This window comes from Patulibacter defluvii (genome assembly GCF_034096925.1).
Classification (GTDB): Bacteria; Actinomycetota; Thermoleophilia; order Solirubrobacterales; family Solirubrobacteraceae; genus Patulibacter; species Patulibacter defluvii.
The window spans coordinates 65,900-84,740 of record NZ_JAWZSQ010000021.1; the positions used below are offsets into that span (position 1 = coordinate 65,900).

20 protein-coding genes are annotated in these 18,841 nt (G+C 75.8%); 16 read left to right on the forward strand and 4 right to left on the reverse strand.

Annotated elements, in window-relative coordinates; genetic code table 11:
• The first annotated feature begins 119 nt into the window (after positions 1 to 119).
• The 5 genes from thiE to SH587_RS18930 all read left to right on the forward strand — a co-directional run bounded on the left by thiE (position 120) and on the right by SH587_RS18930 (position 5,095).
• Positions 120 to 779, forward strand: a complete 660-nt coding sequence (gene thiE / locus SH587_RS18910; RefSeq protein WP_320672210.1) for a thiamine phosphate synthase — start codon at positions 120 to 122, stop codon at positions 777 to 779.
• Between the two features lie 39 nt (positions 780 to 818).
• Positions 819 to 1,421: a hypothetical protein gene (locus SH587_RS18915; RefSeq protein ID WP_320672211.1), complete on the forward strand. Its 603-nt coding sequence runs from the start codon at positions 819 to 821 to the stop codon at positions 1,419 to 1,421.
• Between the two features lie 138 nt (positions 1,422 to 1,559).
• A complete protein-coding gene (gene lpdA, locus SH587_RS18920; protein ID WP_320672212.1) occupies positions 1,560 to 2,939 on the forward strand; it encodes a dihydrolipoyl dehydrogenase in 1,380 nt (459 codons plus the stop codon).
• Positions 2,936 to 3,610: a DsbA family protein gene (locus tag SH587_RS18925; RefSeq protein WP_320672213.1), complete on the forward strand. Its 675-nt coding sequence runs from the start codon at positions 2,936 to 2,938 to the stop codon at positions 3,608 to 3,610. The genes lpdA and SH587_RS18925 overlap by 4 nt, the downstream gene beginning before the upstream one ends.
• 123 nt (positions 3,611 to 3,733) lie before the next feature.
• Complete coding sequence (locus SH587_RS18930; protein WP_320672214.1) at positions 3,734 to 5,095, forward strand: hypothetical protein; 1,362 nt, start codon at positions 3,734 to 3,736, stop codon at positions 5,093 to 5,095.
• A gap of 20 nt (positions 5,096 to 5,115) precedes the next feature.
• Here the strand turns inward: SH587_RS18930 and SH587_RS18935 are convergent, their stop codons facing one another.
• Positions 5,116 to 5,376, reverse strand: coding sequence for a hypothetical protein (locus tag SH587_RS18935; protein WP_320672215.1), 261 nt, complete (start codon positions 5,374 to 5,376; stop codon positions 5,116 to 5,118).
• A gap of 80 nt (positions 5,377 to 5,456) precedes the next feature.
• On the opposite strand from SH587_RS18935, the gene SH587_RS18940 reads away from it, so the two are divergent.
• The 3 genes from SH587_RS18940 (at position 5,457) to SH587_RS18950 (ending at position 7,948) form a co-directional block, all read left to right on the forward strand.
• Positions 5,457 to 6,002 (forward strand): metallophosphoesterase family protein, encoded by a 546-nt coding sequence (locus SH587_RS18940; protein WP_320672216.1) that lies wholly within the window; start codon positions 5,457 to 5,459, stop codon positions 6,000 to 6,002.
• A 93-nt stretch (positions 6,003 to 6,095) separates the two neighbouring features.
• Positions 6,096 to 7,169: a dihydrolipoamide acetyltransferase family protein gene (locus SH587_RS18945; RefSeq protein ID WP_320672217.1), complete on the forward strand. Its 1,074-nt coding sequence runs from the start codon at positions 6,096 to 6,098 to the stop codon at positions 7,167 to 7,169.
• Between the two features lie 32 nt (positions 7,170 to 7,201).
• Positions 7,202 to 7,948: a 2-oxo acid dehydrogenase subunit E2 gene (locus SH587_RS18950; protein WP_320672218.1), complete on the forward strand. Its 747-nt coding sequence runs from the start codon at positions 7,202 to 7,204 to the stop codon at positions 7,946 to 7,948.
• On the opposite strand, the gene SH587_RS18955 is transcribed toward SH587_RS18950, so the two are convergent.
• On the reverse strand, positions 7,945 to 8,586 hold the full coding sequence (locus tag SH587_RS18955) for a hypothetical protein (protein ID WP_320672219.1): 642 nt from the start codon (positions 8,584 to 8,586) through the stop codon (positions 7,945 to 7,947). The two genes, SH587_RS18950 and SH587_RS18955, sit on opposite strands and share 4 nt — an antisense overlap.
• A gap of 110 nt (positions 8,587 to 8,696) precedes the next feature.
• On the opposite strand from SH587_RS18955, the gene SH587_RS18960 reads away from it, so the two are divergent.
• From SH587_RS18960 to SH587_RS18975, 4 genes are read left to right on the forward strand one after another with little or no spacing between them, the layout of a single operon-like run.
• Positions 8,697 to 9,839 carry a polysaccharide deacetylase family protein gene (locus SH587_RS18960; RefSeq protein ID WP_320672220.1) on the forward strand — a complete coding sequence of 381 codons (1,143 nt, stop codon included), beginning with the start codon at positions 8,697 to 8,699 and terminating at the stop codon, positions 9,837 to 9,839.
• Entirely contained in the window at positions 9,839 to 10,654 is an 816-nt protein-coding gene (lipB, locus tag SH587_RS18965; protein WP_320672221.1) for a lipoyl(octanoyl) transferase LipB, read from the forward strand. The genes SH587_RS18960 and lipB overlap by 1 nt, the downstream gene beginning before the upstream one ends.
• 9 nt (positions 10,655 to 10,663) lie before the next feature.
• Complete coding sequence (gene lipA / locus SH587_RS18970) at positions 10,664 to 11,665, forward strand: lipoyl synthase (protein WP_375341788.1); 1,002 nt, start codon at positions 10,664 to 10,666, stop codon at positions 11,663 to 11,665.
• Between the two features lie 45 nt (positions 11,666 to 11,710).
• A complete protein-coding gene (locus SH587_RS18975; RefSeq protein WP_320672222.1) occupies positions 11,711 to 12,289 on the forward strand; it encodes a hypothetical protein in 579 nt (192 codons plus the stop codon).
• On the opposite strand, the gene SH587_RS18980 is transcribed toward SH587_RS18975, so the two are convergent.
• Complete coding sequence (locus SH587_RS18980) at positions 12,283 to 13,386, reverse strand: glycosyltransferase family 2 protein (protein ID WP_320672223.1); 1,104 nt, start codon at positions 13,384 to 13,386, stop codon at positions 12,283 to 12,285. The genes SH587_RS18975 and SH587_RS18980 overlap by 7 nt on opposite strands.
• Positions 13,387 to 13,700: 314 nt before the next feature.
• Here SH587_RS18980 and SH587_RS18985 point away from each other — a divergent pair, with 314 nt between their 5' ends.
• The 4 genes from SH587_RS18985 (at position 13,701) to SH587_RS19000 (ending at position 18,169) form a co-directional block, all read left to right on the forward strand.
• Positions 13,701 to 15,197: a DHA2 family efflux MFS transporter permease subunit gene (locus tag SH587_RS18985; RefSeq protein ID WP_320672224.1), complete on the forward strand. Its 1,497-nt coding sequence runs from the start codon at positions 13,701 to 13,703 to the stop codon at positions 15,195 to 15,197.
• Positions 15,194 to 15,682 carry a MarR family winged helix-turn-helix transcriptional regulator gene (locus SH587_RS18990; protein WP_320672225.1) on the forward strand — a complete coding sequence of 163 codons (489 nt, stop codon included), beginning with the start codon at positions 15,194 to 15,196 and terminating at the stop codon, positions 15,680 to 15,682. Before SH587_RS18985 ends, SH587_RS18990 begins: the two co-directional genes overlap by 4 nt.
• 127 nt (positions 15,683 to 15,809) lie before the next feature.
• Positions 15,810 to 17,024: an acyl-CoA dehydrogenase family protein gene (locus SH587_RS18995; protein WP_320672226.1), complete on the forward strand. Its 1,215-nt coding sequence runs from the start codon at positions 15,810 to 15,812 to the stop codon at positions 17,022 to 17,024.
• Positions 17,024 to 18,169 (forward strand): acyl-CoA dehydrogenase family protein, encoded by a 1,146-nt coding sequence (locus SH587_RS19000; RefSeq protein WP_320672227.1) that lies wholly within the window; start codon positions 17,024 to 17,026, stop codon positions 18,167 to 18,169. Before SH587_RS18995 ends, SH587_RS19000 begins: the two co-directional genes overlap by 1 nt.
• A gap of 141 nt (positions 18,170 to 18,310) precedes the next feature.
• On the opposite strand, the gene SH587_RS19005 is transcribed toward SH587_RS19000, so the two are convergent.
• Positions 18,311 to 18,823, reverse strand: coding sequence for a nitroreductase/quinone reductase family protein (locus SH587_RS19005; protein WP_320672228.1), 513 nt, complete (start codon positions 18,821 to 18,823; stop codon positions 18,311 to 18,313).
• Between the last annotated feature and the right edge of the window lie 18 nt (positions 18,824 to 18,841).

Sequence of the window (18,841 nt, forward strand, 5' to 3'; positions counted from 1 at the left end):
AGCTGCTGGCGGTCGGGGACGGCGGTCCCCCTCTCAGCCCCGGCGGGGCTCCCGCGGGCCCGGCGACGGGCCCGCTCCGATGGTAGCTCCGGCGCCCGCGGCTGGCAGACTCGACCGCGATGACGCCCGAGCAGCGCCGCGCCCGCTTCGCCGCGGTCCACCTGTACCTGGTCGCCCCGCTGGTCGCCGGAGGACGACCGCTGACCGACGTCGCCGCGGCCGCGATCGCCGGCGGGGTCGACGCGATCCAGCTGCGCGACAAGCACGCCGGCGACGACGAGCTGGTGGCCGGCCTGCGGGCGCTGCGGCCGCTCTGCGACGCCGGCGGCGCGCTGCTGCTGCTCAACGACCGGCCCGACCTGGCGGTCGCCGGCGGCGCCGACGGGGTCCACGTCGGCCAGGACGACCTGCCGGTCGCCGAGGCGCGCGCGATCGTCGGGCCGGAGCGGCTGCTCGGCCTCTCCACCCACAGCCCGGCGCAGGTCGACGCCGCCGCGGCCCACGACCCGCGGCGGGGCCCGGACCACATCGGCGTCGGCCCGGTCCACGCCACCCCGACCAAGCTCGGCACCCCCGGGGTCGGCCTGGAGCTGGTGCGGCACGCGACGGGCGGGTCGCTGCCGTTCGTGGCGATCGGCGGGATCGACGCCGCCAACGTCGCCGCGGTGGTCGCCGCGGGGGCGCCGCGGGTGGCCGTGGTGCGCGCGATCGCCGACGCGCCCGACCCGCGGGCGGCGGCCGCGACGCTGCGGGCGGCGGTCGACCGCGGCCGGGGCTGAGGGCCCGGGCCACCGTGCGCCCGGCATGATGGGGGCCTGATGTCGGACCGCAAGCGGAAGCGCAAGCGCCAGGCGGCGCGCACCAAGGCCGCCGCGTCCCGCCGGCCCTCGCACGAGGCGGGCGGCGTCCGGGCGACCGCCGAGCCGCCGGCGCCGACCGCGCCCGCCCCCGGCGGCCGCGGGGCGATGACCCGCGGCTACGCGAAGGCCGAGGCGAAGAACCAGGCGGTCCGCGACGCGCTCGAGCCGCTGGCCCCCGGCGAGCGGCCGGCGATCATCCCCTGGGTCGTGGTCTGGCTGCTGGTGATCGCCGCCGGGATGGTCTACAGCGCGATCACCGCCGACGGCGACAACGCCGCCGGCACCCGCGCCAGCAACGTCCTGATGGTGATCCTGATCGCCGTCGCCGCGATCGGCACCTGGCGGCTGCGCTACTGGGCGATCCTCGGCACCCAGACGATCCTGGCGCTGGCGGTCGTGGTCGGCTTCATCGCCCTGATGTCGCTGACCAAGGCCTGGCTGCTGCCGATCGCGATCGGCCAGCCGGTGATCAGCGCGCTGCTCTTCTACCGGATGGTCAAGGTCATGGCCCGGGTCCAGAAGACCGACCGGATGCGGCAGGAGTCGAACTCGGCCGCGTAGGCGGGGCGGGCCGCGCAGGGCCGTCCTATAGGCTCGATCACCCGGCGGCCCCGTCCCCCACGCGGACTACCGCGTCGCCGCGGCACGACGACAGACTCCCGGTCCCGGGGCGGGCCGGCAACGAGCAGGAAGATCCACATGGCGCAGTACGACGCGATCGTCATCGGTTCGGGACCGGGCGGCTACGTGACCGCGATCCGGGCGGCCCAGCTCGGGATGAAGACGGCGGTGGTCGAGAAGGACACCGTCGGCGGCCGCTGCCTGAACTACGCGTGCATCCCGGCGAAGGCGGTGCTGCGCAGCGCGGACATCCTGCACGAGGTCCAGAGCGCCGGCGACTTCGGGCTCAAGGTGGCCGGCGTCGAGGTCGACTTCGCCGCGATCCAGGAGCGTCGCCGGAAGGTGATCTCGCAGCTGACCGGAGGCGTCGCCGGGCTGCTGAAGAACAACAAGGTCGACTACCTGGCCGGTGAGGCGTCGCTGACCGCCGACGGCGGCGTGACCGTCGGCGGCGAGACCCACAGCGCCGCCAAGGCGGTCGTGCTGGCCACCGGCTCGGTCCGCAAGGCGATCCCCGGTGTCGAGTACGGCGGCCGCGTGATCGGCACCGAGGAGGCCTGGGCGCTGGAGTCGCTGCCCGGCTCGATCGCCGTCGTCGGCGCGGGCGCCTCGGGCACCGAGATCGCCTCCGCCTACGCCCGCCTCGGCGCCAAGACCCAGCTGTTCGAGTTCCTCGACCGGGTGCTGCCGTCGGAGGACGTCGACATCTCGCGCGTGGCCAACCGCGGCTTCAAGAGCCAGGGGATCGACGTCCACGTGAAGACCAAGGTCGCCGACGTCCAGTCGCACGACGACAAGGTCACCTTCACCTACACCAAGGAGGGTGGCGAGCCGGTCCAGGGCGAGGCCGACTGGCTCGTGATCGCCACCGGCCGCGCGCCCGACGTCGCGGCGCTCGGGCTCGACGTGGCCGGGATCGAGCTGCTCGACAACGGCCTGATCAAGGTCGACGGCGCGCTGCGGACGTCGAGGAAGGGCGTCTACGCGATCGGCGACCTGGTTCCCGGCCCGGCGCTGGCCCACAAGTCCTCCGACGAGGGCGTGATCGCCGTCGAGGACGCCGCCGGCCAGAAGACCCACCCGATCAGCTACGTCGACATCCCCCGCGCGACCTTCTGCCAGCCGAACGTCGGCAGCTTCGGCCTGACCGAGGCCCAGGCCAAGGAGCAGGGCTACGACGTCGTCGTCGGCAAGGTCCCCTACGGCGCCGTCGGCGGGGCGACCGTCTACGGCGAGGCCGGCACGATCAAGATCGTCGGCGAGAAGAAGTACGGCGAGCTGCTCGGCGGCCACATCGTCGGCGCCAAGGCGACCGAGATGATCCAGGAGCTGGTCAACGTCCGCGCGCTCGAGGGCGGCTACGCCGAGGTCGCGCGCACCATCCACGGTCACCCGACCCTGTCGGAGGCCGTGATGGAGGCCGCCCGCGCCGCCGACGGCTGGCTCATCCACGGGTGAGCGACGCGGGCGACAGCGGGCTCGAGGTCCGGCACCACGGACGCGTCGGCGACGACCACGGCGGTGGCGCCTCCGGCGACGGGATGCCGGACCCGGAGGGCCCGCCCGCCTTCTACTTCGACTTCCGCGACCCCTGGAGCTACCTGGCCGCCGAGCGCGTGATCGCGACGCTGCCGGTGGCCACGCCGTGGGTGCCGATCGACGCCGGTCGGCTGGCGGGGCCCCACGCGTGGGAGGGGTTCCGCTGCGAGGAGGACGAGCGGGCGGCCCGCGACCGGATCGCCCGCACCGCCGTCGAGCGCGGGCTGCAGCCGCTGCGGTGGCCGCTGGAGCTGCCCTTCGACAGCAGCCTGGCGCTGCGCGCCGCCTGGTACGCCAAGGGCCTCGGCCGGGTGGTCTCGTTCAGCCTGCCCGCCTTCCGCCAGGCCTACGCCGGCGGGCACGACCTGGCCACCGAGGCGTTCGTGCTGATCTCCGCCTCGGCCGCCGAGATGCACCCGCGGGCCGTCGGCCAGGCGCTCCGCCGGCCGCCGGTGATCGAGGCGCTGGAGCAGGCGACGACCCGCGCGATCGAACGCGGCGTCCGCACCACCCCGGCGGTCTGGACCGGCGACCGGGTCTTCCACGGCGACGACGGCGTCGACGAGGCCGCCCGCCACCTGGCCGGCTGACCGGCGCTTCCGCCCCTCGCCGGGTGGACGAACGACGGATCGTCCCTCACGCCACCCCGGACGTCCGTCGAGTTTCGCGATCGTCCCTGTTTCGGGGGATGGCAGCGCGTCGATGCAGACGGCATGCTCGTCGCTCTGCGCCTCGCGACTCCCTCCGTCTTCCGCCGCGTCCCCACGCTGGCCGCCCTGCTCGTCCTGGCCCTCGCCATGCTCGCCCCCGCCGCCGCCCAGGCCGAGCGGATCGGCGTCAACGGCCAGCAGATCGTCACCGACATGGAGGTCAACCCGACCCGCTCGGCCTTGATGATCGACACCGCCGACCGGCTCGGCACCAGCGAGATGCGGCTGCCGATCGGCTGGGGCTGGGTCGAGCGCGAACCCCCGAGCAACGGCCAGCACAGCTACGCCTGGGACAGCTACGACGGCGTCGTCCTGCAGATGGCCCGCCGCGGGATCCGGGTCCTGGCCGACATCGACGGGGCGCCGAAGTTCGAGGTCCCCTCGCGCTGCTGGCGCGGCGGCATGGGCGTCGGGATGCCGGCCCACCCCGAGTGGTACGGCGCCTTCGTGCAGGCGTTCGTCGCCCGCTACGGCCCCGGCGGCACGCTCTGGCAGGAGAACCCCGACGTCACGCCGCGGCCGGTCCAGCGGATCGAGCTGGGCAACGAGCAGAACCACCCCTACCGCTGGTGCACCGGGGCCCCGAACGGCGCCGAGTACGCCCAGCTGGTCCGCAGCGCGCTCGACGCGCTCGGTCCCGACCGCCAGGTGTCGGTGATCACCGGCGGTCTCTACCCGCTCTACGCGCCCCGCGACGACGCGACCGTGCCGGACGACGAGTTCCTGGTCCAGATGCGCGACGCCGACCCGACGATCCTCGACGACGTCGACGAGATCGGGCTCCACGACTACGGCAGCCAGGCCGGGGCGCTGGCCGGCGCCTGGGCCTTCGCCGACGCCGCGATGGTCGAGCTGACGCTGACCCGCTGGAAGCTGCTGAAGGCCGGGATCCCGCCGTGGAAGCCGGTCGCGATCACCGAGACCGGGATCAGCGGCACCCCGACGCTGCTCTCCAACGGCCGGGTCAAGACCTCCGCCGACGCCAACGACGGCACCCGCGGCGCCGCCCTCCAGCAGGGGGTCCGGCGGATGCTGGCCGCCGACTGCGGGGTCTCGCGGGTCCAGGTCCACACGCTCGCGACCTCGATGGTCGTGCCGTCGCTCTACGGCTACGACGGGACCACCGACCCCCGCTACATGCTGGCCCTGTCGGAGAACTTCTACGGGCTGGCGCGCTTCGACGGATCGCTGCGCGACGCCGGGGTCGCCTGGCGGACGCTCGAGGCGGGCAGCCTGCCGGCGGCCGGGTCGAGCGGCGAGTGCCGCGACATCCTGCGCGCGTTCGGCAACCTCGACGCGCCGCTGAAGGCCGCCCATCCGGAGTGGTTCCTGCCCGACGGGCGGCTGCGGACCGTCGCGCCCTGACCTGATCTGACCGGGCTGGGCTACGGCGCGCCGTCGTCGTCCAGCCCGAGGTCGAGCTGGGACTCGTGCTGGTCCGGGTCGCGCTGGTAGCGGCGGCGGGCCGCCTTCTTCCAGTGGCGAACCAGCTCGCGGGCGGTCGCGGTCCGCCACGAGACGCCGCGGCAGACCGGTTCGATCCGGACGCTGCCGTCGCGCTCGAAGCCGAGCACCAGCGCCAGGAACCGTCGGCCCTTCTTGTCGACCTCGACGATGTCACCGGGCTCGATCGGCGCGACTCGCACGTGTCGAGGCTACCGCCCGTCGCGCCAGCGTCGTTGCGTGCGCACCGTTCGACTCGGGGATCGGTCACGCTGTACGGGCAGTGTCCACCGCGCCCTCGCCGCCCGAGCCGCTACCGCCCGCCGCCCCGCTGCGGTTGGCGATCGTCAGCGACACCCATTTCCCCCGTCGCGGCGCGCTGCTGCCCGACGACGTGCTGCCGCGCCTGCGCGCCGCCGACGCGATCGTCCACGCCGGCGATCTCTGCGACGTCGCGACGCTCGAGCAGCTGCGGGCGATCGGCCCGCCGGTCCACGCGGTGCTCGGCAACAACGACCGCCCGCTGGTCGGCCTGCTGCCCGAGACGCTGACGATCGAGCTCGGCGGGCGGCGGATCGGCGTGATCCACGACGGCGGCGAGCGCCACGGCCGGATGCGGCGGCTGCGGCGGCGGTTCCCCGGCCACGACGCGGTGATCTTCGGCCACAGCCACGTGCCCGAGCACCGCACCGACCCCGACGACGGGTTCCAGATCTTCAACCCCGGCAGCCTCACCGACCGCCGCCACCGCTGGCCGGTCCACACCTTCGGCGAGGCCGAGGTCGGCGCCGACGGCGTCCGCTTCGCGCTGGTCGAGCGCGACGGCTGATCGCCCCGACGGCCGGGCGTCCCCCGGCCGTCTGGTTACGCCCGCGACACCAGCGGCGGCGCGCCCCGGGCGGCCCTAGCGTTGCCCGGACCCATGCCCGCCGTCCTGATGCCCCGCCTGTCGGACTCGATGGAGGAGGGGACGATCGTCGCCTGGCTGGTGCCCGACGGGACCGCCGTCGCGCCGGGGGTCGAGATCGTCGAGATCGAGACCGACAAGGCGACGATGGCCTACGCCGCCGACGCCGCCGGGGTGCTGCGGATCGGCGTCGGCGCCGGCACGACGCTGCCGCTGGGGACGCCGATCGGCCTGATCGAGGTCGACGGCGAGGAGGACTGCGCCGAGCAGCTGGCCGCCGTGGTCAGCGCCGCCGAGCACCTGACCGAGGCGGCCGCGGCCGCCGCCCCGGCCCCCGCCGCACCCGCCCCCGCCGCTGCGGTCCCGACCCCCGAGCCGGCCGCCGACGCCCGCCCCGCCGAGCGCCGCGACCCGACCCGGATCGAGCGGCTGATCGCCCGCCGGATGGTCCAGAGCCGGACCGAGATCCCCGAGTTCACCGTCACCGTCGAGGTCGACATGAGCGCCGCGCTGGCGCTCCGGGCCGACCTCAAGGCGGTCGCCGGCGGCCACCCCGAGCGGCGCGCGCCGTCGGTCAACGACCTGATCGTGAAGGCGTCGGCGCTGGCCCTCGCCGACCACCCGCGGATCAACAGCGCCTGGATCGACGGGCAGATCGTCGAGCCGCGGCGGATCGACGTCGGCGTCGCGGTCGCGACCGACGACGGCGGCCTGGTGGTGCCGGTGGTGCGGGACGCCGACCAGCTGACCCTCGGCCGGCTGGCCGCCCGCACCCGCGAGCTGACCCGCCGCGCCCGCGACGGCCAGATCACGCCGCCCGAGCTGAGCGGCGGCACGTTCACCATCAGCAACCTGGGGATGCTCGGCGTCGCCCACTTCACGGCGATCATCAGCCCCGGCCAGGGCGCGATCCTGGCGGTCGGCTCGTCGCAGCAGCGCTACGTGCCGGTCGACGGTCAACCGACGCTGCGGCCGATCGTCGCGCTGACGCTGACCTGCGACCACCGGGTGATCTACGGCGCCCACGCGGCGGCCTTCCTCGACCGGCTGCGGGCGCTGCTGGAGCATCCGGGCGGGCTGGCGCTCTAGGACCCGGCCCACCTGCGATCCTCGGACGACCGATGACCGAGCCCGCCGAGATCGCCCCCAGGACCCCCGAGGACGGCGTCTCCGTCGAGGAGGGGACCAAGCGCGGCACGGTCACGACCCGGGTCCCGACCAAGCAGCAGACGGCGCTGGCGCGGCGGCTGGCCGAGGTCCGGGCGACCGTCCCGACCTGGACCGCGAGCGTCGACGTCGACGTCGAGGAGCTGCGGCTGCTGCTGCCCGACGTCGCCGGCGCCCCGGAGCTGGTCGACGCGGTCGTGGCCGCCGCCGGCGAGGCGCTGCGCGGCCACGAGCGGATCAACGGCGCCTGGCGCGACGGGATGCTCGAGTCGTGGTCGCGGGCCAACGTCGCGCTGGCCGTCGACGCCGTCGGCGGCGCGATCGCCCTGCCGACGATGCCCGAGGCCGACCGCCTGACCCTGGCCGAGCTGGCCGACCGCCGCCGCGACGTCACCGCCCGCGCGGTCGAGGGCGGCCTGCGGGCTCCCGACAGCGCCGGCGCGACCTTCGCCGTCGTCGACGGCGGGCCCGAGGGCCCCGACCGCTTCGACGCGATCATGCCGCCCGGGACCGGCGCGACGCTGGCCGTCGGCGCGCCCCGGCGACGGCCGTGGGTGGTCGCCGACGCGATCGTCCCCCGCCACGTCCTCAGCCTGACCCTGACCGCCGACCACCGCGCGATCTACCCCGGCCACGGCGGCGCCTTCCTGCGGCGGGTCGCCGGCCTGCTCGAGGATCCGCGGCCGCTGCTCGGCCGCTAGCGGAGCGAGACCGGTCGCGAGCCCGGCACGCCCGCGACCTGGGCGTTGGGCCGCGCGTCGGGATCGGCCCGCGCGACCGGGTCGCCGCCGTCGGTGCGGACGAACGCGCACCAGGCCCGGCCCGGCTGCCCGTTCGGCATGCAGGCGCGGTACAGGTTCTCCGTCCACTGGCGGACGTCGACCTGCTCACGCTCGATCGAGGTCGGCCCCTCGCGCGAGGCGAGGGTCTGCGCCGCCTGCACGATCCGCTGGGTCTGGGCCCGCTCGGCCAGCAGCGCCGGGCGATGGCGGACGCCGGCCGCGGCGATCAGGACGACCCCCAGCAGCATCGCGTAGGTCGCCGCCCGGTCGCGCGCGATCGGGCGCGGGAGCGACGGATCGCGCCGCCGCAGCAGCCGCGAGCCGATCGCCCCGCCGGCGATCACCAGCGCCAGGTTGAGGAAGCCGCCGAGCACGACCGCCCCCAGCAGCGGCCCGCCCTGGCCGCTGAGCGGCAGCACGGTCAGCAGCACCGCGTCGGCGACGACCGCGACCACGAAGCCGATCCGCGCGCTCGACCCGCGCAGCCGCCAGCGCAGCCGCGCCACCCAGAGCGGCGGCTCGCGGCGGCCCTCGCCTCGGGTCGGTGCCTGGCCCATCGTCCCGAGGGTACCCCGCCGACCGCGGTCGCGAGCGGCATCGCGCCCGGCGGCGCCGGGCTGGCCGACGTCCTGCGTGTCGCCGAGCGCCGTCCTCTACCGTGCAGTGGGTGGCGCCCGACGGTCCCTCCTCCGAGCCGCCCCCGCGTGGCGACGAGCCGCGTCGGCGGCGCGCGACGCCCGACGACTGGGGCGACGCCGACTGGGAGGTGCCCGTCCGCCGGCGGCGCGGCGAGGCCGCGCCCGCCCCGGAGCCCGAGCCGGCCCCGCCGCGGCCCGATCCGGGCCCGCGGCCGCGGGTCGCGGTCGACGGCCCCGCCGATCGGCCCGCCCGGGCCGCCGCCGGCCCGCTCCTCCGCACCAACGGCCTCTCGCCCGCGCTGCGGCGGCGGGCACTGGCGATCGCCGGGCTGGTGCTCGCGGTGGCGGTGCTGGTGGTCGCGGTCCAGGCGCTGGCCGGCGGTGGCGACGACACCGGCGGCATCAGCGAGCACCACCTGCTCGCCGCCCCGCTGGGCTCGGCCGCGACCGACGCCGTCGACCGGCTCGATCGCGCCGCCGCCGTCGAGCGCTACGTGCGGCTGGGCCTGCCGGTCTACTGCGGCGCCGGCCGCAAGCCGTGGGTGGCGCTGACCCTCGACGACGGTCCCTGGCCGCTCTCGCCCCAGTTCCTCAGCCTGCTCTCGCGCGAGCGGGTGCCGGTGACCGTCTTCCGGATCGGCCGCAACGTGCCCGGCCGCGAGCAGTTCGTGCAGGCCGAGCGCAACCTCGGCTGGGACTCCGGATCGCACACCCAGAACCACCCGCCGCTGGCCACCCTCAGCGCCCGCGACCAGCGCGAGGAGATCACCAAGGGCCAGAACGCGTCGATCCGCGCGCTCGGCCGCAAGCCACGGCTGTTCCGGCCGCCGTACGAGTCCCACAACGCGACCACCGACCGGATCGTCCGCGACCTCGACATGGTCCAGGTGCTGTGGAACGTCGACACCCAGGACGCGCTCGGGGTGCCGGCGAAGACGATCGCCGAGCGTGCGATCCGGGGCCTCAAGCCGGGCTCGATCATCCTCATGCACGAGGTCAAGCCGAACACGCTGGCCGCGTTGCCGCAGATCATCGCCGAGATCCGCAAGCGCGGCCTGGAGCCGGTGACGATCTCGAAGATGCTGGCCGGCGACGGCCCCAGCGAGGCCCAGCTGCGCAAGGGCTTCGACGGCTGCCCGGTCGACCTGACCCCCGGCAAGGCGGCCTCGTGATGGCGCCGCCGGTGGCCGACGGACCGGTGCTGGCCGACCCCGGCGGGCCGCTGCGGGTGGCCGAGCTGGGCACCGTCCCCTACCGCGAGGCGCTGGCGCTCCAGGAGCGGCTGCGCGAAGCCCGCCGGGCCGGCGCGATCGGCGACCTGCTGCTGCTGCTCCAGCACCCGCCGGTCTACACCCGCGGCCGCCGCGCCGGCGCCGACGAGCTGCCGTTGGGCCACGAGTGGTACCGCGAGCGGGGGATCGAGATCGTCGACGTCGCCCGCGGCGGCAAGGTCACCTACCACGGGCCCGGCCAGCTGGTCGGCTACCTGATCGTGGCCACCCGCGACGTGCTCGGTCTGGTCGGCGCGATCGAGCGGGCGATGGTCGCCGTCGCCCGCGACGCCGGGATCGACGCCCGCGGCCGCTCCGGCGAGGGGATCGCGTGGACCGGCGCCTGGACCGGCGAGCGCAAGCTCGGCTCGATCGGGCTCCACCTGTCGCACGGCGTCACCACCCACGGGCTGGGCCTGAACGTCGTCACCGACCTGACGCCCTTCGACTGGATCGTGCCCTGCGGGCTGACCACGCCGATGACCTCGATCGCGCGCGAGGCCGGCCGTCCCGACCTGGCCGCCGATCCCGGCCTCGACGCCGACGCCGCCGTCCGCGACGCCGGCCTCCAGGTGGCCGCGGCGCTGGCCGCCGAGCTGGCGATCGCCGCCGAGCCGGTCGACGCCGCCCGCGTCCGCGCCTGGGCCGCCGCCGCGCCCGACGGCCGGCGGGAGGCCGTCCCCCGCGCGGACGGGACGGCCGTGGCGGCCCGCTAGGCTGGAAGCGTGTCCGAGGCACCGAAGGCGACGCTCCCGATCCGGCAGACCCGCTCGCGGGCGAACCCGGGCGGGATGGACGTCCAGAAGGTGCTCGGCACGGCGACCGTCCCCTACCGGACGCGCAAGCCGGAGTGGTTCAAGGTCCCCGCGCCGGGCGGCGAGAAGTACCGCGAGCTGCGGCGGACGATGGAGGACGAGAACCTCCACACCGTCTGCCAGGAGGCGGCCTGCCCGAACATCGGCGACTGCTGGGAGCGCGGCACCGCCACCTTCATGATCCTCGGCGACACCTGCACCCGGCGCTGCGGCTTCTGCCACGTGATGACCGGCACGCCGACCTGGAACGACCCGCTGGAGCCGGCCCGCGTGGCCCGCTCGATCGCCCGCATGGGCCTGCGCCACGCGGTCATCACCTCGGTCGACCGCGACGACCTGCCCGACTACGGCGCCCGGATCTGGGCGGCCACGATCAACCAGGTCCGGCGCCAGTCGCCGGCGACCAAGGTCGAGACGCTGACCCCCGACTTCCGGGGCGAGGAGATGCCGCTGGCGACGGTGATCGACGCCGGGCCCGACGTCTTCAACCACAACGTCGAGGTGGTGCCGCGGCTCTACCCGCTGGCCCGCCGCGGGTCGACCTTCCTCCGCTCCTGCCGGGTGCTGAAGAACGCCAAGGCGATGGGCGGCGACGCGCTCTCGACCAAGTCGGGGCTGATGGTCGGGCTCGGCGAGAGCTTCGCCGAGGTGGTCGAGACGATGAAGGCCCTGCGCGCCGTCGACGTCCAGATCCTCACGATCGGCCAGTACCTGCGGCCGACCAAGGACCACCTGCCGGTCGTCCGCTACTGGCACCCGGACGAGTTCGACGAGCTGGCCCGGATCGGGATGGAGGAGCTGGGCTTCGACCACGTCGCGGCCGGCCCGCTGGTCCGCTCCAGCTACCACGCCGACGAGCACGTCCAGCAGGACGCGCCCGGCGTCGGCCCGCTGGCCGAGGTCGCCGCCTAGCCGCGCCCGGCCGCGGGGACGGGCGCTCCGCTACCGTCGCAGGCCGTGTTCCCGCTCAAGGACGACCTTCCCCACGATCGCGCGCCGATCGCCTGGGCGCTGGCCGCCGCCGTGCTGGCGATCGGCGTGGTGCGGCCGCTGGTCGGGCTGCTGTCGGCGATCGTGGTGGTGATCGCCGCCGACGGCGTCGCCCGCCGTGGCCGGCCCTCGCTGGCGCTCCTGACCGCGGTCGCCGGGGCCGCGCTGACCGTCGGCGTGGCGCTCGGGGCGGGCGACAGCCGGCCGCCGGACGCCTGGAACCCGCTCGGGCCGCTGGCCGCGGTCGGCGCCGCGGCCGGGCTGGCCGGGGTCTACGTCGGCCTGGCCCCGACGGCGCGGGTCCTGACCTTCTCGCTGCTGCCGGGCGCCGGCGGGATGATCGCCGTCCCGGCCGCGCTCTGGACGCTGGCCGGGATCGCCCTGATCGCCGTCGGCGAGGCGACCCACGCGGTCCTCCCGACCGGCACCGGGATGGTCGCGCTGGTGCCGCTGGCCGCGCTGGCGCTGGGGCTGCTGGCCGGGCTGCCGCTGCGGCTGCTGGCGTCCGGCCGGACGGCCGACGCGGCCGCGGCCGGCGGTCAGTAGCGGCGGCCGCGCCAGGCCCGCGGCGGCCGCACCACCGACGCGGTGAAGCGCGCGACCACCGGCAGGTCGGCCAGCGGCGCCAGCCAGAACCACGGCCCCCGCGGCTGGTAGGCGCGGGCCAGCCGCGCGGCGATCCCCAGCCGCGCCGCCAGCAGCAGGCCGTCGAGCCGGTCGCCGCGGCCGAGCGCGATCCGCCACAGCGGCAGCGCCTGGGCCACCCACAGCACCAGCAGGTCGAGCGCCAGCCAGCCGCGGGCGGTGACGTCGGAGGCGGTGATCGAGCGTCCCCAGCCGGCCCAGGTCTCGGCCGCGCTCTCGTACATCCGGACGTCGACCAGCGCGGTCGCGTCGACCCGGGCGACCCGCCAGCCGCGGCCGGCGAGCGCCCGCGCGAGGGCGACGTCGTCGGTCATGTGGCCGGCGGCGAGGGCGAAGCCGCCGGCCTCGCGGAGGGCCCGCGCGCGGACGCACACGACCTGGCCGTTGGCGGTCGCGCGGCCCGGCGGCGACTCGTGGCCGCGGACGTCGAGCGGGCCGTAGCGGTAGCTCTCGGTGGCCACGAAGCCGGGGTGGAGCAGCCGCTCGCCGGCGCTGCGGCACTCGAAGCGGGCGCTCGCGCTCAGCAGCAGCGGCCGCGCGTCGCCGGCGCCGCTCCGCCACAGCTCGGTGACCAGGCCGGCCACCAGCCCCGGCCGCGGGCGGGTGTCGGCGTCGAGCGCCACCACCACCTGGCCGCGCGCCACCCGCAGGCCCTGCTCCAGCGCCCACGGCTTGCCGACCCGGCCGGGCGGTGGTTCCTCCCCCGCCACGACCCGCGCCCCGTGGGCGGCGGCGACCTCGGCGGTGCGGTCGCTCGAGCGGTCGTCGACCACCAGCAGCTCGTCGATCCACGGATCACCGGCGAGCCCGTCGAGGCAGCCGCCGATCCGCTGCTCCTCGTCGCGCGCCGGCACGATCACGGTCACGGTCGGGCGGCCGCTCGGCGGCTCCTCGTCGGCGTCCATGGGCGGAGCGGTCAGGCGCACCGCGGGGCGCGCGGCCCGCGCCAGGCGGACGGCGAGCAGCGCGGCGGCGGCGAGCCGAAGCGGGTGAGCCACGGCGGCCAGGCTAGCGACCGCCGCCGGCGTCGAGGCTGCCGGGTGGTGAACGCTTCCGGCCGGGGTGGCGGCGGTGGGGAAGGGCGGGGGCGAACGTCACACGCCCGCCCCCGGCTGCGCCCCGTGCGACGTTCACCCCCGCCCGCGTAGACGAACGTCGCATGGCGCCGCCACTCCGCCCCGCCGTGCGACGTTCGCCCCCTCCGGCGACGGGCCCACCTCCCCGTCCCCCACCCGTGTGCGACCGGCCACAGATTGGACACGGCAACTATTTGGATGCTAAGCTTCGCTAGCGAAAGAAGAGGGAGCCGAAGATGTCATCTGCAACCACCGCCGCGCCGCCGGCGCGGATCGAACCCCACGTCATGCGGATCGCGATCGTCGTGATCCTCGGCGCGATCATGTCCGTGCTCGACACGACGATCGTCAACGTCGCGCTCGACACCCTCGCCAAGGACCTCCACTCGCCGCTCGACCAGATCCAGTGGGTGGCGACCGGCTACCTGCTCTCGCTGGCCGCGGTGATCCCGGTCACCGGCTGGATCTCCAACCGCTTCGGCGCCCGCCGGGTCTACGTCGCGGCGCTGCTCCTCTTCACCCTCGGCTCCGCGCTCTGCGGGCTCGCCTGGTCGACCGGCTCGCTGGTCGCGTTCCGCGTCCTCCAGGGCGTCGGCGGCGGGCTGCTGATGCCGGTCGGCCAGATGATCCTCGTCAAGGCCGCCGGCCCCCGCGCGCTGCCCCGGATCATGAGCGTGATCGGCGTCCCGATCGTCCTCGCCCCCGTGTTCGGCCCGACCCTCGGCGGCCTGCTGGTCGAGCACGTCGGCTGGCAGTCGATCTTCCTGGTCAACGTCCCGATCGGCGCCCTCGCCGTGGTCGCCGCGCTGCGGCTGCTCCCCCGCGACGTCGCGACCGAGGCCGGCAAGCTCGACGCGACCGGCCTGGCGCTGGTCGGCACCGGCGTCGTCGGCATCACCTACGGCCTGGCCGAGACCGGCACCACCGGCAGCCTGACCGCGACCGCCGTGCTGCTGCCGCTGCTCGGCGGCCTGGCGCTGGTGACGCTGTTCGTGCTCCGCGCGCTGCTGATCGAGAACCCGCTGCTGAACGTCCGCCTGTACCAGGACCGGGCCTTCGCGGCCGCCTCGCTGACGACCTTCGCGCTCGGCGCCGCGCTCTTCGGGGCGATGGTGCTGATGCCGCTCTACTTCCAGCAGGTGCGCGGCGAGGACGCGGTCCACACCGGGCTGCTGGTCGCCCCGCAGGGGATCGGCGCGATGATCGCGATGGCCGTCTCCGGGCGCCTGACCGAGCGGATCGGCGCCGGCCGGACCGCGGTGATCGGCGTCGCCCTGACCGCCCTGACGACGATCCCCTTCACGCTCCTGACCGCCGACACCTCGTACGGCGTGACCAGCGCCGCGATGGCCTTCCGCGGCCTCGGCGTCGGGCTCTCGATGATGCCGGCGATGACCGCGGCCTTCGCGGTCTTGCGGCCCGAGCAGATCAACCACGCCTCGCCGCAGCTGAACACGCTGCAGCGGGTCGGCGGCTCGATCGGCGTCGCGGTCCTGACGGTCGTCCTCCAGGGCCACGTCGACGACCTCGGCCGCGCGGCCGCCGCGCCCTCCTCGCTGGCCGGCGCCTTCGGCAGCACCTACTGGTGGGTGCTCGGGGTGACCGCGGTGGCCCTGGTCCCGGCGATCGTCCTGGCCGTCGTCGAGCGGCGGCGGGCCCGCGACGGCCACGCGCCGATCGAGCGCGAGGCGACGCCCGAGATCCGCGAGGCCGCGATCGAGGCGGCGGCATGAGCACCGTCGACGTCACCCCCGAGGCGCCGCTGCTGCCGCTGGTCGGCGAGCGGGCCGATCGGGTCGAGGAGCTGACCCGCGCCTTCTACGCGCTGCTCGGGGCCGAGCGGCGGCTGAAGGGCCGCGACCAGCAGCGCCCCGGCGAGCTCAGCCACGCCCAGGTCCGCAGCCTGCTGGAGCTGGCCAAGGGCGGCGGCACGATGAGCGCCGGCGCCCTCGCCCGCGCGGTCGAGCTGAACCCGGCCTCGATGACCGCCACCCTCGACCACCTGGAGGAGCTGGGCGTCGTCCGCCGCGGCCGCAGCGACGAGGACCGGCGGGTGGTGCTGGTGCGGCTGACCGACGACGGCCGCGCGGTCGTGGCCGAGCGCCGGGCCCGCTGGCAGCGGCTGTGGGGCGCGGCCCTGGCGGGGGTGCCGGACGAGGACCTGGCCGTGGCCAGCCGCACCCTGCGGACGGTCGCCGGGCTGCTCGACGAGCTGTAGCCCGAGCCGCCCGCGGAGAAACCGACCAGCTGGCTTGCATCGCCGCGGGCGTGGCGTATCCTCCAGCCGGCTGGCCGGTCAGCCAGCCAAGCCGACCGGACGAGACTGGACGCGGAGGACCGCACCCGTGGATCTGAACGACGACCCCGAACAGGCCGCCTACCGAGCCCAGGTGCGCGCCTGGCTCGACGAGCACGCGGCCGAGGCCCCGAAGGTCCGTGGCGCCGACGCGATCGCCGACGAGGGCGAGCGCGTCGAGGCCTGGCGCGGCTGGCAGGCCAAGCTCGCCGAGGCCGGCCTCTGCGGCGTCACCTGGCCGCAGGAGTTCGGCGGCGCCGGCAAGGGCCCGATCGAGCAGGTGATCGTCAACCAGGAGCTGGCCCACGCCGGCGTCCCCGGCCCGCTCGACTTCATCGGCCTGGGCATGATGGGCCCGGCGATCATCGTCCACGGCAGCGACGAGCAGAAGCGCCGCCACCTGGGGCCGATGCTCCACGGCGACGAGGTCTTCTGCCAGCTGTTCTCCGAGCCGGCCGCCGGCTCCGACCTGGCCGGGATCACCACCCGCGCGGTCCAGCAGGAGGACGGCAGCTTCCGGATCAGCGGCCAGAAGGTCTGGACCACCAACGCCCAGTTCTCCGCCTTCGGCGTGCTGCTGGCCCGGACCGACGCCGACGTGCCGAAGCACAAGGGCCTGACGATGTTCATCGTCCCGATGGACGCGCCCGGCGTGACGATCCGCGGCCTGCGCCAGATCTCGGGCGAGGCGGAGTTCAACGAGGTCTTCCTCGACGAGGTCGAGGTCGGGGCCGACGCGGTCCTCGGCGAGGTCGGCGGCGGCTGGGCGACCGCGCTGACCGTGCTGATGTTCGAGCGGCTCTCGATCGGCACCTCGCCGATCGGCTACAGCGCCGAGAAGTTCGCCGCCGCGATCGCCGACGCCCCCGGCGCCCGCGAGGACAGCGACGTCCGCCAGCGGCTGGGTGCGATCGGCACCGAGCTGATCGCCAGCCGCTTCGCCGGCCACCGGATGCTGAGCGACCTGGCCGGCGGCGGCCTGCCCGGGCCGGAGTTCGGCCTCGGCAAGGTGACCGTCGTCAGCGCCGCGGTCCGCGCCGGCGACCTGATCGCCGACGTCGTCGGGCCCGAGGCGCTCGACGAGGCCAGCGAGTGGGCCTACATGATCTCGTTCCTGCCGGGCCTGAAGTCGGCCGGCGGGACCGAGGAGATCCTGCGCAACACGATCGGCGAGCGGGTCCTGGGCCTGCCGCCGGAGCCGCGCTTGGACAAGGGCGTGCCGTTCAGCGAGCTGAAGGCGCGCGAGACGGAAGGCGTGGCCTGATGGATCTCTCCCTCACCGACGAGCAGGAGTTCCTGCGCGAGGCCGCCCGCGGGGCGCTGAAGCGGATCGACACCGTCGCCGCCGCCCGTGCCGCGATCGAGGAGCCCGGCTCGCCCGAGCACGCGCCGCTACCCGACCTGTGGCCGACCGCGGTCGAGGCCGGCTGGCCGGGGCTGCTGACCAGCGAGGCCAACGGCGGGGCCGGACTCGGCCTCTACGACGCGATCCTGGTCGCCCAGGAGGCCGGCGCGGTGCTGGCCCCGGTGCCGCTGGTGTCGGTGCTGCCGGCGGCCACGATCCTCGACGCCGCCGGCGACGCCGAGGCCGGCCCGGTGGCGGCGGGCGAGCGGCGGACGGCGTGGGTGCCGGCGGCGCCGCCGACCGACCTCGACGAGCGCTGGACGGTCGAGGCGCGGACCGGCGTGCGGCGGGCCGACCTGCCGAGCGGCCGCGCCGACGGCGAGCAGGTGACGGTCGACGGCGAGGTCGCCTGGGTGCCGGACGCCGTGGCCGCCGAGCAGCTGCTGGTGATCGCCGACGTCGACGGCGCCCCGACCGCGGTGCTGGTCGAGGCGGGCACGGCCGGGGTCGCCGTCGAGGACGTGACCCGCTACGACGCCACGCGGCCGCTGGGCCACGTGCGGCTGACCGGGGCGGTCGGTCGCCGGGTCGACGCCAACGCGACCGCGATCGGGCGGGCCTGGCACGTGGCGCAGGCGCTGCTGGCCGGCGAGGCGGTCGGCGTGGTCGAGCGGCTGCTGCCGATCGCCGTCGCCTACGCCAAGGAGCGGCACACCTTCGGCCGCGCGATCGGCTCGTACCAGGCGGTCAAGCACCACCTGGTCGAGGTCCTGCGGCTGCAGGAGAACGCCAAGTCGCTGCTGATCTACGCGGCGTGGGCGTCGGAGCACGCGCCCGAGCAGCTGGCGCTGGCGGCGGCCGCGGCCCGCTCGGGGGCCGGTCACGCGCTCGACCACGCCACCCGCGAGACGATCTCGGTCCACGGCGGGATCGGGGCCACGTGGGAGCACGACGCGCCGCTCTACTTCCGGCGGGCGCAGCTGTCGCGGCGGCTGCTGGGCGGCGACCACGGCGCGACCGACCGGGTCGCGGGGGAGCTGCTGGCGGGCGTCACGCCGGCGTAAGCTCCCGAGGGCTGCGGGCCGGGCGGTGACGCCCGGCCACGACAGAGCACGGTGGCCGGCGGGTCGAGGAGAGAGCGCCGGCCACCGTTTCGCTCGGGTCCCGGAAGGAGGAGGAGCGGGACCCGAGCCGCTCCGTCGGGATCAGCCGGCGGTCAGCCGGACGATCGGGATCCGCCGGCCGACGGCGTCGGTCCGCTGGCGGTAGTTGGCGTAGGGCGGGTAGATCCGGTCGGCCTGCGACCACAGGCGGGCGATCTCGGCCGGGTCGGTGACCTCGACCGCGGTCCGCGGCGTACCGCCGCCCTGCTTGGCGATCCGGACCTCGGGATTGGCCTTCAGGTTGTGGTACCAGGCGGGGTGCTTGTCGCGGCCGAAGCTCGACGCGATCACGATCACGTCGTCGCCGTCGTGGAAGTAGAGGACGGGGTTGACGCGCTCCTGGCCGCTCTTGGCGCCCTTGGTCGTGAGCAGCGCCGAGGGCAGCATCAGGCCCATCCCGACCTTCCCGCGGGAGACGCGCATCAGCCACGGGTCGACGTTGGCGGCGACGTTGATCGCCAGCCAGCGGCCGGGCGGGGTGCGCAGGACCGCCGCGTAGGCGCGAGCCGGGCGGGAGAGGTCGCGCGACGGGTCGATGCGGGGCAGATCGCTCACGGCCGCCAGCCTACGCCG

What these genes read in the sequence shown, in the direction of transcription:
- thiE (WP_320672210.1), top strand. Translation starts at nt 120, where the DNA reads ATGACGCCCGAGCAGCGCCGCGCCCGCTTCGCCGCGGTCCACCTGTAC.
- SH587_RS18915 (WP_320672211.1), top strand. Translation starts at nt 819, where the DNA reads ATGTCGGACCGCAAGCGGAAGCGCAAGCGCCAGGCGGCGCGCACCAAG.
- lpdA (WP_320672212.1), top strand. Translation starts at nt 1,560, where the DNA reads ATGGCGCAGTACGACGCGATCGTCATCGGTTCGGGACCGGGCGGCTAC.
- SH587_RS18930 (WP_320672214.1), top strand. Translation starts at nt 3,734, where the DNA reads ATGCTCGTCGCTCTGCGCCTCGCGACTCCCTCCGTCTTCCGCCGCGTC.
- SH587_RS18945 (WP_320672217.1), top strand. Translation starts at nt 6,096, where the DNA reads ATGCCCGCCGTCCTGATGCCCCGCCTGTCGGACTCGATGGAGGAGGGG.
- SH587_RS18950 (WP_320672218.1), top strand. Translation starts at nt 7,202, where the DNA reads ATGACCGAGCCCGCCGAGATCGCCCCCAGGACCCCCGAGGACGGCGTC.
- SH587_RS18955 (WP_320672219.1), bottom strand. Translation starts at nt 8,586, where the DNA reads ATGGGCCAGGCACCGACCCGAGGCGAGGGCCGCCGCGAGCCGCCGCTC.
- lipB (WP_320672221.1), top strand. Translation starts at nt 9,839, where the DNA reads ATGGCGCCGCCGGTGGCCGACGGACCGGTGCTGGCCGACCCCGGCGGG.
- SH587_RS18985 (WP_320672224.1), top strand. Translation starts at nt 13,701, where the DNA reads ATGTCATCTGCAACCACCGCCGCGCCGCCGGCGCGGATCGAACCCCAC.
- SH587_RS18990 (WP_320672225.1), top strand. Translation starts at nt 15,194, where the DNA reads ATGAGCACCGTCGACGTCACCCCCGAGGCGCCGCTGCTGCCGCTGGTC.
- SH587_RS19000 (WP_320672227.1), top strand. Translation starts at nt 17,024, where the DNA reads ATGGATCTCTCCCTCACCGACGAGCAGGAGTTCCTGCGCGAGGCCGCC.